Genomic DNA, 11,621 nt, shown 5'->3' on the forward strand with positions numbered 1-11,621 from the left:
TGGTTACCGGCGGATCTGTGCCCGAGTGATCACCGTGGACAGTGCCGGGGCACCGTCGACCGGCGCCGGGTCGTCCGGGGTGGGAGCCACGCCGCCGGACGCCACCCGGTCGAGCGTGTCCAGCCCGGCCGGTTCCACCGTGCCGAAGATGGTGTAGTTCGGCCGCAGTGCGGAATCCGCGTAGACCAGGAAGAACTGGCTGCCGTTGGTGTCCGGCCCGGCGTTGGCCATCGCCAGGACACCGCGGGCGTACACGCGGCGGGCACCCGTCGGATCGGTCGGGGCCGGGGGCAGGTCCGTGGGCAGCTCGTCCTTGTAGCGGTAACCCGGGCCGCCCTCGCCCGTACCGGTCGGGTCGCCGCACTGCAGCACCTTGAGCGTCGAGTACGCGGTGAGTCGGTGGCAGGGGGTGCGGTCGTAGAACCCGTGCCGGGCCAGGTGCAGGAAGCTCAGCACGGTGCAGGGCGCCTCGGCCCGGTCGAGCACCAACGGGATCGGTCCGAGACTGGTCCGCAGGACAACCCGTACGGTGCCCCGGCTCGGCGTCGTGCGGGGGTCCGGTGGCAACGGCACCGGCCGGGCGGCCGGTTCGTCCGGCGTGGGCGTGAACGCGCAGGGGCCGCCGGTGGGTTCGGTCGGGTCGGTGCTGCTCGCCGCCGCCGGCGAGGCCCCGGCGAGGACGGTTCCGGCAATGACCATCGTGGCCAGCACCGGGCCGAGCGCTCTGACGCGGATACGCGGACGTTCGTGGACCACTTTGTCCTCCTTGGACTCGACTGACACCAGCCGGTCTAATCGAAGCCCATGGATTGGTCAAGGTGGGTCACCGCGCGCGGGCCGCGGCGACGTCCGCGGGGCGGTCCGCGTCGTCCCAGCCGAACAGGCGGCGTACGAAATGCCAGCCGCCCTCGACCACGTCACCGGCGTCCGTGACGACCCGGTCTGCCGCGATCATCCACTCGCCGAGCAGCGACGCGGCGCGGTCCATCGTGCGCCGGGCCTGTTCGAAGTCGTCCGGGTCGGCACGCAGCTCCCACATCCGCCGGGCCTGCTCCCAGGCGTGCGCCCGGGTGACGTTGACCAGCACGCGCTGGCTCCAGTCGTCCAGCGGCCCGACGAGCTTGTCGAGTTCCAGTTGCCAGGCGTCGGAGAAGCCGCGCCGCAACGGCTGGACCTCGTCATAGAAGATGTAGTTGACCAGCAGGTAGTCGGGGTTGATCCGGTTGTCCCCGGGAGCGCCGAGCTGGTCCCAGGTGGAGATCAGGGCCAGCGCCAGGTCGTGGTTGATGTGCGCGTTGACCCCGAGGATCGCGGCCACGAGCTGGCTCACCTCCAGGTCGTGGGCGCGTTTGAACAGCACCTCCCAGACATCCGGGGTGTCCTCGTCGTCACGGTTCCACAGATCCAGGGCCGTGAAGTAGCGCTTGGCGAACTCGACGTCGAGCAGTTCCAGGAACTCCGGAGAGGTGGCGTCGGTACGCAGCGCGCCGTCGACCCGCCGGGTGATGGTGAGGTAGAGGTCGTTGAAGGCGGAGACCCGATTGCTGGTGGGGCTGGGCGGCAGGTCGTCGAGGATGCCCTGCACCGTCTCCAGCTTCATGATCACGTCACCGATGCCGGTCGGCGGATCGTGCAGGGCGTCGGCCATGCGCAGCCGTAACGGCTCCCAGCCGCGCCCCGCGGGGATGGGCAGATCGGACAGCGTACGCCGTCGCTCCCGCAGCGTTTCGGCGCTGCCGCGGGCCATGTCGCGATCGAAGGATGTCACGACTGCCAGCCTGACCATTCCCGGGGCGCTGCACCACCGTCATGTCGGAAAAAAGTCGAGACAACCTCGGATCCGGCGCGGCGGCCGGACCCCGGGTGGGGCCGGCCGCCGCAATGTCAGACCGTTTGTGCTCAGTGCAGCGGCACCTCGAACCAGCTCGGGCCGGTGACCGTCACGGTCGCCCCCTTCGGGTTGGTGCCCTGGTAGAGCGGGTCCTTGGTGTCGACCACCAGGTTGAGGTAGTGCCCGGAGGGCACGTCCCAGGCGGTCACGGGCAGTCTCAGGTCGAGCGTGAGCGGCTCGCCCGGCTTCGCGTCCACCCAGCTGATGGGCGCCTGGGTGACGAGTGCTCCCCGGCCGGCGAAGTTGACGTCGTACAGGTACGCCACGACGGTGCCCTCAGCCGCGCTGGGCCGGATGGTCAGGTGCATTTTGGGTATGCCGCGGACGCGGGTGGCGGGCAGACGCCCGGTGCCCCACACCGCACCCTTGTTGCGGTTGACCGCGGGCAGCCAGGCGTGCGGGGTGTGGCCGGTGAACGCCTCGACCGTGTTGGACAGCACGACGACGCCGGAGTCCGCGACCGTGTCGCCCGAGGTGGACATCTTGTCGGACCAGTTCGCGTTGACCTCGCTGGTGCTCATCGGGCCGGTGCCGGTCCAGTTCGCACCGCCGAGGTAGTAGCGGGTGGTGGAGCCGGTGACGTGGGCCCAGTCGGGGTACTGCTCGACCACGCCGTCGGTGTTGCGCACCTGAAGAACCAGCGGGTCCTCGGTACCGATGCCGGTGTCGACGCCACGCAGGTACTGGTCGAACCAGCGGCGGGTGCTGGTCCACACGTGGTTCGGCAGTCCGGTGAGCCCGAGCAGCTCCGGGATGGCGTGGTCGCCGGGGGCGTATTCCAGGCGCTTGGGTCCGTTGTACGCGTTGAAGAAGTCGACGTGCTGGTTGGGGCCGAAAACGCTGTCGCCGTACGCCTGGGCCATCATGACCGCCGGGTGGTTCTTCTTGAGCTGGTCCAGGTAGGTCATCGCGGAGCGCTGGGTGCCGTACTCGATGAGGCCGGGCACGTTGCGCCCGGCGAAGTAGTCGTCCGCGATCGCCTTGAAGTCGGGGCTGAGGCGGCCGACGATCTTGCCGACGGTCAGCAGCAGCCAGGTGGCCTGCGGGTGCCGGGTCTGGTCGGCGTACAGCGACTGCACCAGGTCGGTCCAGCCGGACATCATGGCCACGGCCTTGATGCGCGGGTCGTGTGCCGCGGCGAGCAGGCTGATGCCGCCGCCGTAGGAGACCCCGCCGACCCCGATGCGGGCCGGGTCGGTGGGGGTGTTGGCGATGAGCCAGTCGACGACGCTGTGCGCGTCGGCGACATCCTTCGGTCCGGCCACGTCGATGGCGCCGCCGGAGAAGTAGAAACCGCGGGTCGTGTACGACAGGACCACGTACCCGTCGTCGACGAGTTTGGTCGCCTGGGCGAGGTACTCGACGTCGTTGAGCCCCCAGCTCGCGACGAAGACGATCGCGGGGTGGTTGTTGCCCACCACGGGGCTCATCACATTGGCCTTGAGGACGACGCCATCGGGAGCGGTGATGTCGGCGAACCGCAGGGCTGGGCGGGTGGACGTGACGGTGGTGGTCGGCGTGGTGGCGAGGGCCGCCGGTGCCGGGCCGGCGGTCAGGAGCAGCGTCGCCGCAGCGAGCGAGGTCAGGATTCTGCGCAGCGTCATGCCGGGCCTCACAAGAACGGAGCCGCACCCCGATCGGGGATGAGGCTGTGGGTGTCCGGCGGCGCCTACCGGGCGGATGTTACCGTACGGTAACCGAGATGTTTCGCGTGACACAAGACATTGACAATCTTAAATTTCTGTGCCTCGGGATTCGTCCCGGACGGATGACGCGGACCCCGGCCCACTGCTGCGATTCTCGCGACGTCACACCACATCCGTGGGACGATCGGAGGACCGGATGACGGCCCAGGTACAGCTACAGGAACTCCTCAATGACCTGACCGACGGCGGCGGCCCCGTACTCGAGACGCTGGGCCGGATGAACGCCGACGCGCTCCAGCACAGCGGCCTCGACGAACGGACCGCGCTGATGGCCCGCATCAGCGCGCTCGTCGCGCTGGACGCGTCGCCGGGCTCCTACTTGGTCCATCTCGGGATGGCCGACCAGATCGGGATCGCCGCGGAGGACATCCGGGCCGTACTGGTCGAACTGGCGCCCGTCGTGGGCAGCGCCCGGATCGTCTCCGCGGCCGCCAACATCGAGCGAGCGATCCAGCTCGCGTCCGGGTGAGCGCCGCGGGGGCGGCGCGCACAGCGAGGGGAAACACACCATGGCTGATCCGATCAGCGACTTCTTCGAGGACCTGAGCCAACGCAAGCACGAACCCAGACTGAGCCACGTCACGGCGACGGTCCGTTTCGACATCGTCGACGGTCGGCAGACCGACTCCTGGCGGCTCGTCGTACGGGACGGGCAGCTCGACGTGTCTCCCGGCGACGGCCCCGCCGACAGCATCCTCACCGCCGAACGCGCCGTCTTCGAGGGCCTCGTCGGCGGCACGGTCAACGCGATGGCGGCCCTGCTGCGCGGCGAACTCGGGCTGGAAGGCAACGCGAACCTCATCGTCTCGTTCCAGCGGCTCTTCCCCGGGCCACCCGGCGGGCGCGCGCCGCAGACGATCCCCGCGAAGGTGGGAGCCTCCTCATGACCGACGACGTGCGAATCCTGGACGGCAACCACTTCGTGGTCAGCGACGGCCGCGGCGACATCGAGGCATCACCGACCGACCCGGACGGCTTCTTCGCCAACGACACGCGGTACCTGTCCACCTGGGTGCTCACGGTCGACGGCCACCGGCTCTCCCCGCTGTCCGTCGACGACCTGCAGTACTTCGAGACGCGGTTCTTCCTGGTCGTCGGCACGGGCACGGTGTACGTCGACGCCAAGATCTCGGTGATCCGGCACCGCACCATCAGCGACGGCTTCCAGGAGCGGGTGAGCGTGCTCAACCACGCCGACGAGCCCGCCAAGCTGACCCTCAAGATCGCCGCGGGCAGCGACTTCGCGGACCTGTTCGAGGTGAAGGACGCCCAGAAGAAGAAGGGCTCATACCACACCGAGGTGGAATCCGATCGCCTCGTGCTGCGCTACGAGCGCGGCCCGTTCCACCGGGGCACCGCGATCTCCACGAGTGAGCCCGCGCAGATCAGCGAGGACGGACTCACGTACGTGATCGAGGTGCAGCCGCACGACGAGTGGACCACGGAGCTGAGGGCCACCCCGCTGATGCACCGCAAGGACGGGCAGCCGATCGTCGCGAACGGCAAACACCGCGAACCCCGCGACCTGCACATGGACCTCCAGGAGTGGATCGCCCGGGCACCCAAGCTGGAATGCGACTGGGAGCCCATGAAGGTCACGTACCGGCGCAGCATCGTCGACCTGGCCGCGCTGCGGTTCGCCCCGGCGATCGCGGGACGGCACAGCCTGCCCGCCGCGGGCCTGCCGTGGTTCATGACCATGTTCGGGCGCGACAGCATCTTCACCAGCCTGCAGGCGCTGCCGTTCGTGCCGGAACTGGCCGAGACCACGCTGCGGGTGCTGGGCCGCTGGCAGGGCACCCGGGTCGACGATTTCCGTGACGAGGACCCGGGCCGGATCCTGCACGAGATGCGCTACGGCGAGCTGAGCGCGTTCGAGGAACGGCCGCACACGCCGTACTACGGCACCGCCGACGCCACCCCGCTGTACGTTGTCCTGCTCGACGAGTACGAGCGGTGGTCCGGCGACACCAACCTGGTCCGGGACCTGGAGTACGAGGCCCGCGCCGCCCTGAACTGGATCGACGAGTACGCCGACCTGATGGACAACGGCTACATCTCGTACGAGCGGCGCAACAAGGAGACCGGCCTGGAGAACCAGTGCTGGAAGGACTCGTGGGACTCCATCGCGTACCGCGACGGCCGGATCCCGGGCTTCCCGCGGGCCACCGCGGAGCTGCAGGGGTACGCGTACGACGCGAAGGTGCGCGGGGCGCGGCTGGCCCGGCTGGTGTGGCACGACAACGCGTACGCCGAACGGCTGGAACGGGAGGCCGCCGACCTGAAACGCCGCTTCAACCGGGACTTCTGGGTCGCCGACGGGGACTACTACGCGCTGGCCCTCGATCAGGACGGCGCACAGGTCGACGCGCTCGCCTCCAACATCGGCCACCTGCTGTGGAGCGGGATCGTCGAACAGGAGAAGGCCCAGGCGATCGCCAAGCACCTGCTCGGGCCGAAGCTGTTCTCCGGCTGGGGCGTACGCACCATGGCCGAGGGCGAGCACCGGTACAACCCGATCGGTTACCACGTCGGCACGGTGTGGCCGTTCGACAGCTCCATCGTCGCGTGGGGCCTGCGCCGCTACGGCTTCAAGGAGGAGGCCGCCCGGATCGCCGACGGCATCCTGGAGGCGGCCGAGTTCTTCAACGGGCGGCTTCCCGAGGCGTTCGGCGGCTACGAGCGCGCGCTGACGAAGTACCCGGTGCAGTACCCGACCGCGTGCAGCCCGCAGGCGTGGTCGTCAGGCGCGCCGCTGCTGCTGCTGCGTACGATGCTGGGCCTCGAACCGCTCGGTGAGCACCTGGTCGTGGACCCGGCGCTGCCCGAGGGAGTGGGCCGGGTGGAGTTGCTCGACATCCCCGGCCGTTGGGGGCGCCTGGACGCGTTCGGCCGGGGCCGGGTGGCCATGGCTCCGATGTCGATGGGCAGGGATCCGATGGAGGCCGACCACTCGGGTACGGTCGCACCCTGACGCATGCCGATGCCGGGCCTGACGGGTGATTGCCCGTCAGGCCCGGCCCTGGTTCAGAGACCGGCCGGGACGGTGCCGCGGCGGGTCGCCGCCGACGGGTGCCGGTCCAGCTCGCGGTCCAGGGCGATCGCCGCGTCGATGAGAGCCAGGTGGGTGAACGCCTGCGGGAAATTGCCGATCTGCTCGCCGGTCAGCGCGATCTCCTCCGAGTACAGGCCGAGATGGTTCGCGTACGTCAGCATCTTCTCGAACGTCACCCGCGCCTTGCCCAGCCGGCCCGCACCGGCCAGCGCGGTCACGTACGAGAACGTACACAGCGAGAACGTGCCCTCGGCGCCGCGCAGCCCGTCCGGTGAGGCGGCCGGATCGTACCGGTACACCAGGCTGTCCGTGACCAGTTCGGTCTCCATCGCGTCCAGAGTGGACAGCCACATCGGGTCGGCCGGGGTGACGAATCCGACCGTCGGCATGCGCAGCAGCGCGGAATCCAGGACGTCCGTGTCGTAGTGCTGGCGGAACGCCCGGCGGGCCGGACTCCACCCCCGGTCCATGATCTGGTGATACAGGGCGTCGCGTTCGGTCTGCCAGCGGCCCACCGGGCCGGGCCGGCCGTGCTCGCCCGCCAGCCGGATGCCGCGGTCCAGCGCCACCCAGCACATCAGCCGACCGTACGTGAAGTCCTGCCGGCCGCCACGCGTCTCCCAGATGCCCTCCTCGGGCTGGTCCCAGTTCCCGGCGACCCAGTCGAGCAGTTCGCAGATCCGCAGCCAGCCCTGATGGCCGGGGGCCAGCCCGTGCCGGTCGGCGAAGTACAGGCTGTCCAACGCCTCGCCGTAGATGTCGAGCTGCAGTTGATCCGCGGCGCCGTTGCCCACGCGCACCGGGGCGGACCCGCGATAGCCCTCCCAGTGCTCCAGGATCTCCTCGCTCAGGTCGCTGGAGCCGTCCACCCGGTACATGATCTTCAGCGGGCCGCTGCCGTCCTTGTCGGCCTGCTCGTCGACCCGGTCCCGCAGCCACCGGCCCAGCGCCGCGGCTTCATCGGTGAAACCCATGCCGAGCAGCGAGTACACCGAGAACGAGGCGTCGCGGACCCACGTGTAACGGTAGTCCCAGTTGCGTTCCCCGCCGATCTGCTCCGGCAGCGCGGCGGTCGGCGCCGCGATCAGCGCCCCGGTCGGCGCGTACGTCATCAGCTTCAGCGTGATCGCCGAGCGGTGCAGCGTCTCCCGCCACCGCCCCGCATACGTGGACCCACGCAGCCAGCCCGCCCAGAAGTCGACCGTCTCCTCGAACAGTTGCCACGCCTGGGCGACCCGGAGCTGGCGCACCGGGCCGGCCGTACCGGTCTGCAGCACGAGGCCGCGCAGTTGCCCCGCGGTGAGCCGGACCTCGGCCCGCACGTCGCCGTCCTCCACCCAGGTACGCGCGATCCGCTCGTCGTCCGGCTCCCGGATCAGATGCACCGTCATCGCGGTCCGCGGACCCTCGAACACCGCGCCGTCCTGACCCAGATACGTCCCGAACGACTCGCGACCGTAGTCGAAGCGCGGGGCCAGGTCGATGGCGAACGTCATCTCCCCGCGTACGCATCGCACCATCCGCACCAGGCGGTGCTCGGCCGTGACCACCGGGCCCGCGATCGGCATGAAGTCGACGACCTCCCCCACCCCCGCCTCGGTGAGGAACCGGGTGACCAGCACCGCGCTGTCCGGGAAGTAGAGCTGCTTGGTGGTAAACGTGCCGGACACCGGGGTGATCCGGAAGTGGCCGCCGCGCTCGGCGTCGAGCAGGGCACCGAAGATGCTGGGCGAGTCGAAGCGGGGGGCGCAGAACCAGTCGATGCATCCGTCCGTGGCGACCAGCGCGGCGGTCTGCAGGTCCCCGATGAGTCCGTGGTCGGCGATGAGCGGATAGTCGGGCATGGCACCCACCTTTCTCGGGCCGTCTCCTGATCATTCGGCCGCGGGGCAGGCGCAGGCATCATGCGCGGAGGATGATGCCCGCGCGCCTGACAAGGGGCAGGCTGCGCGTTGACGTCCGCCGGTCTCGACAGCGCGGGCCGACTCGCACGGAAGCAGGTACAGCATGACTGAGCAGGTCACGTCGGGACGCCCGTCGAGCGCCCTGCGCCGGGTGCTCATCCCGCTCGCGCTCGCGCAGTTCATCTGCAGCTTCGCCGGCTCCAACATGAACGTGATGATCAACGAGATCGCCAAGGACCTCGGCACCACGGTCCAGGGCGTACAGCTCGCGATCACGCTGTTCCTGCTGGTCATGGCCGCGCTGATGATCCCCGGGGGCAAGCTGACCGACCGCTACGGCCGCAAACGGTGCCTCAACCTGGGCCTCGCCGTGTTCGGCCTCGGCGCCTTGATCAGCTCGTTCGCCCAGGGCCTGCCGATCCTCATCATCGGGTACTCGGTGCTGGAAGGCGTGGGGACGGCACTGCTGATCCCGCCGGTCTACATCCTCACCACGATGCTGTTCAGCGACATCACGTCGCGGGCGCGGGCGTTCGGCGCGATCAACGGCATGGGCGGCATCGGCGCGGCCACCGGCCCGCTGATCGGCGGCATCATCGCCACCGCGATCAGCTGGCGTGCGGCGTTCATCTTCCAGGCGGCGATCATCGTGGTCATCGTGCTGCTGAGCCGGCGCGACGTACGCGACCCGGTGCCCGCGGACCCGGCCCGCCCGTTCGACATCACCGGCGCGGTGCTGTCCGCGATCGGGCTCGTCCTCATCGTCATGGGCATCCTGGCCGCCGACAACAACGGCTGGCTCATGCTGGGACTGATCGTCGCCGGTGTGCTCGTGCTCGCCTGGTTCTTCGCCGGCGTACGGGCCAAGGAGCGCTCGGGCCGCGAGGCGCTGCTGACCACCGAGCTGTTCAAGAACCGCACCTCGAACCTCGGCCTGGTCACCCAGAACATCCAGTGGCTCGTACTGATGGGCATCTCGTTCACCGTGTCGGCCTACCTGCAGGTGGTGCACGGCTACAACCCGATCCAGACCGGCCTCATCCTGACCGCCGCCACGGTCGGCCTGCTGCTGTCGTCGGCGGCCGCCGAACGCTTCGCGAAACGGCGCGCCCAGCGCACCCTGGTCATGGGGGGCTTCATCATCACGGTCACCGGCATCGTGCTGTTCCTCGTGCTGAACGCGGTCGGTTCCGGCGTCTGGGTGTACCTGCCCGGGCTGTTCCTGATCGGGTTCGGCGTCGGCGCCATGCTCACGCCGTCGGTGAACGTGGTGCAGTCCGCGTTCCCGGACGAACTGCAGGGCGAGATCTCCGGGTTGTCCCGCAGCGTCTCGAACCTCGGATCGTCGCTGGGCACCGCGATCGCGGGCACCATTCTGGTCGCCGGCATCACCAAGACCCCGGAACGGTCGTACGCGCTGGCGCTCACCGTACTGGCCGCGATCGGGCTCGCCGGGCTCGTGGCATCCGCGTTCCTGCCGAACACCCGCCCCGCCGCCCCGGCAGCGGACTCACTACCGACCACTCCCCATCCGAGCGCGAAACGCAATGAAAGCGGTATACCGGGATTCACCGCGCCGCCCGCAGACAAGCGCACAGCGTCGCCAGACCCCAGGGCGGATTGATTTCACCGCGGGGCGACAGAATGCTCGGCATGGCCGTCATCCACAACACCAACCTCACGCCGAACAAGCTGGAACTGCTCACCGCCTGGCTGCCCGGCAGGCCCTGGTACTCCGCGGGCACGGGCGCGCCGGACCTGGCGAAGGCCGGTGGCTTCCGGCTGGACGACCCCGAGGGTGTGGTGGGGATCGAGTTCCTCGTGGTCACCGACAGCGCCCGCACCGAGCCGACCGCGTACCTCGTGCCGATGACCTACCGCGGCGCCCCGCTCGCCGGGGCCGACCACGCCCTCGTCGGCACGATGGAGCACGGCGTGCTGGGGCGGCGCTGGGCGTACGACGGGTGCCATGACCCGGTGCTGGTCGCCCAGTTGCTGGCCCTGATCGACGGCCGGGCCCCGGCCCAGAACCAGAATGTCAGCGACACCCCGGACCGCGAGGTCACCCGCTCCTGTGTCCGCGGCGAGCTCGCCGCCGCGGACTTCACGGCCCCTCCCGTCGACGACCGGACCGGTACGGAGCTGGCCGGGCCGCACGGAACTACCCTGCGCCTGCACAGGGTCCTGCGTCCCACCCAGGGCGGCACCCCCGCCCGTCCCGCGGAAGCGACCGGCCATGTCGCCGGTTCGTGGCACATGCCGGACGACACCCACACGCAAGGGCTGCTGGCCGTCCTCCAGCCCGGCCCTCGCGCCTCTCAGGAGTCGCCACGGTAGCCCAGCCCCACCTCGGTCGACTCGGCCGATGCTTCCTGCTGGGCCTCCCGCTTTCCCTGGATGGCGTCACGCCAACGCATGGCATCGGTGACGAGGTCGGCGGGACGCTCAAGATCACAAGGACGGACTTCGCCGAGCTCGTACCACCCGTGTGGGAAGAGCAGCAACTGAACGCCGTTGCCCTGGATGCACAAGCACGGCGGTTCGTCGTTCCGGTCGCCAACATCGAGCAGAATCGAGGCGTGATCGCCAATCATGATCGCAATTTCCGCTCTTGTCTCCTCAGGACGGACAACTCGCAAGTGTTCATTCCCGGTGGTAGTCGCCAATGTCTCCACCCCTCTCCGCTGGTGGCGGCGTGAGCGGGAAGGATTCGAGTCGCCCCCGCGCTCGCCTGATGACAGCGTCCCGCAATCGACGGCAGAGCGGCACGGTCATTGCGTCTACGGCCGTCTACAGGAGGCGCCCACGTGGATAGCGAGTTCGGCGACACCCTTCGAGCCCTACGAAACCAGGCCGGGATGAGTTTGCACGCACTCTCCCAGAAGATCCATTGGAGTAAGGCTGCTGTCGGCCACGCCGAGACCGGAGCCGGATGCCCTCGCCGGACCTGGCCGCGGCACTCGACCGCGAACTTTCTGCCAACGGTCTCTTGATCGCATTGGCCACGGCAGGCCGCGAGAAGCGCCGTACTGTGAACGACATGGACCGGCGCGGACTGCTGAAGG

11 protein-coding genes are annotated in these 11,621 nt (G+C 69.4%); 6 read left to right on the forward strand and 5 right to left on the reverse strand.

Going from position 1 to position 11,621, the window contains the following annotated elements; genetic code table 11:
- Positions 1-3: 3 nt before the first annotated feature.
- From ACMCNK_RS12865 to ACMCNK_RS12875, 3 genes are all read right to left on the reverse strand, one after another.
- On the reverse strand, positions 4-699 hold the full coding sequence (locus tag ACMCNK_RS12865; protein WP_412740833.1) for a peptidylprolyl isomerase: 696 nt from the start codon (positions 697-699) through the stop codon (positions 4-6).
- A 124-nt stretch (positions 700-823) separates the two neighbouring features.
- Entirely contained in the window at positions 824-1,768 is a 945-nt protein-coding gene (locus ACMCNK_RS12870; protein WP_412736638.1) for a DUF5995 family protein, read from the reverse strand.
- Positions 1,769-1,899: 131 nt separating this feature from the next.
- Positions 1,900-3,495 (reverse strand): CocE/NonD family hydrolase, encoded by a 1,596-nt coding sequence (locus ACMCNK_RS12875; protein WP_412736639.1) that lies wholly within the window; start codon positions 3,493-3,495, stop codon positions 1,900-1,902.
- A 238-nt stretch (positions 3,496-3,733) separates the two neighbouring features.
- Between ACMCNK_RS12875 and ACMCNK_RS12880 the strand changes: the two genes are divergently transcribed.
- From ACMCNK_RS12880 to ACMCNK_RS12890, 3 genes are read left to right on the forward strand one after another with little or no spacing between them, the layout of a single operon-like run.
- Complete coding sequence (locus ACMCNK_RS12880) at positions 3,734-4,066, forward strand: carboxymuconolactone decarboxylase family protein (RefSeq protein ID WP_412736640.1); 333 nt, start codon at positions 3,734-3,736, stop codon at positions 4,064-4,066.
- 40 nt (positions 4,067-4,106) lie between these two features.
- Entirely contained in the window at positions 4,107-4,484 is a 378-nt protein-coding gene (locus tag ACMCNK_RS12885) for an SCP2 sterol-binding domain-containing protein (RefSeq protein WP_412736641.1), read from the forward strand.
- The gene (locus ACMCNK_RS12890) at positions 4,481-6,571 is read left to right on the forward strand and encodes a glycogen debranching N-terminal domain-containing protein (protein WP_412736642.1); all 2,091 of its coding nucleotides are present in this window, start codon (positions 4,481-4,483) and stop codon (positions 6,569-6,571) included. Before ACMCNK_RS12885 ends, ACMCNK_RS12890 begins: the two co-directional genes overlap by 4 nt.
- A gap of 53 nt (positions 6,572-6,624) precedes the next feature.
- On the opposite strand, the gene ACMCNK_RS12895 is transcribed toward ACMCNK_RS12890, so the two are convergent.
- Positions 6,625-8,496, reverse strand: coding sequence for a glycoside hydrolase family 15 protein (locus ACMCNK_RS12895; protein ID WP_412736643.1), 1,872 nt, complete (start codon positions 8,494-8,496; stop codon positions 6,625-6,627).
- A 163-nt stretch (positions 8,497-8,659) separates the two neighbouring features.
- Here ACMCNK_RS12895 and ACMCNK_RS12900 point away from each other — a divergent pair, with 163 nt between their 5' ends.
- Complete coding sequence (locus tag ACMCNK_RS12900; RefSeq protein WP_412736644.1) at positions 8,660-10,180, forward strand: MFS transporter; 1,521 nt, start codon at positions 8,660-8,662, stop codon at positions 10,178-10,180.
- Between the two features lie 29 nt (positions 10,181-10,209).
- Positions 10,210-10,893 (forward strand): maltokinase N-terminal cap-like domain-containing protein, encoded by a 684-nt coding sequence (locus ACMCNK_RS12905; protein WP_412736645.1) that lies wholly within the window; start codon positions 10,210-10,212, stop codon positions 10,891-10,893.
- Here the strand turns inward: ACMCNK_RS12905 and ACMCNK_RS12910 are convergent.
- Positions 10,875-11,150: a hypothetical protein gene (locus ACMCNK_RS12910; RefSeq protein WP_412736646.1), complete on the reverse strand. Its 276-nt coding sequence runs from the start codon at positions 11,148-11,150 to the stop codon at positions 10,875-10,877. The two genes, ACMCNK_RS12905 and ACMCNK_RS12910, sit on opposite strands and share 19 nt — an antisense overlap.
- Positions 11,151-11,363: 213 nt before the next feature.
- Here ACMCNK_RS12910 and ACMCNK_RS12915 point away from each other — a divergent pair, with 213 nt between their 5' ends.
- Positions 11,364-11,549, forward strand: a complete 186-nt coding sequence (locus ACMCNK_RS12915; protein WP_412736647.1) for a helix-turn-helix domain-containing protein — start codon at positions 11,364-11,366, stop codon at positions 11,547-11,549.
- Positions 11,550-11,621: the final 72 nt, after the last annotated feature.

It is taken from the genome of Krasilnikovia sp. MM14-A1259 (assembly GCF_047159535.1).
Lineage (GTDB): Bacteria > Actinomycetota > Actinomycetes > Mycobacteriales > Micromonosporaceae > Actinoplanes.

Coding starts and splice junctions, on each gene's coding strand:
- ACMCNK_RS12865 (WP_412740833.1), bottom strand. CDS start 699: ATGGTCATTGCCGGAACCGTCCTCGCCGGGGCCTCGCCGGCGGCGGCG.
- ACMCNK_RS12875 (WP_412736639.1), bottom strand. CDS start 3,495: ATGACGCTGCGCAGAATCCTGACCTCGCTCGCTGCGGCGACGCTGCTC.
- ACMCNK_RS12880 (WP_412736640.1), top strand. CDS start 3,734: ATGACGGCCCAGGTACAGCTACAGGAACTCCTCAATGACCTGACCGAC.
- ACMCNK_RS12885 (WP_412736641.1), top strand. CDS start 4,107: ATGGCTGATCCGATCAGCGACTTCTTCGAGGACCTGAGCCAACGCAAG.
- ACMCNK_RS12890 (WP_412736642.1), top strand. CDS start 4,481: ATGACCGACGACGTGCGAATCCTGGACGGCAACCACTTCGTGGTCAGC.
- ACMCNK_RS12895 (WP_412736643.1), bottom strand. CDS start 8,496: ATGCCCGACTATCCGCTCATCGCCGACCACGGACTCATCGGGGACCTG.
- ACMCNK_RS12900 (WP_412736644.1), top strand. CDS start 8,660: ATGACTGAGCAGGTCACGTCGGGACGCCCGTCGAGCGCCCTGCGCCGG.
- ACMCNK_RS12905 (WP_412736645.1), top strand. CDS start 10,210: ATGGCCGTCATCCACAACACCAACCTCACGCCGAACAAGCTGGAACTG.
- ACMCNK_RS12910 (WP_412736646.1), bottom strand. CDS start 11,150: ATGATTGGCGATCACGCCTCGATTCTGCTCGATGTTGGCGACCGGAAC.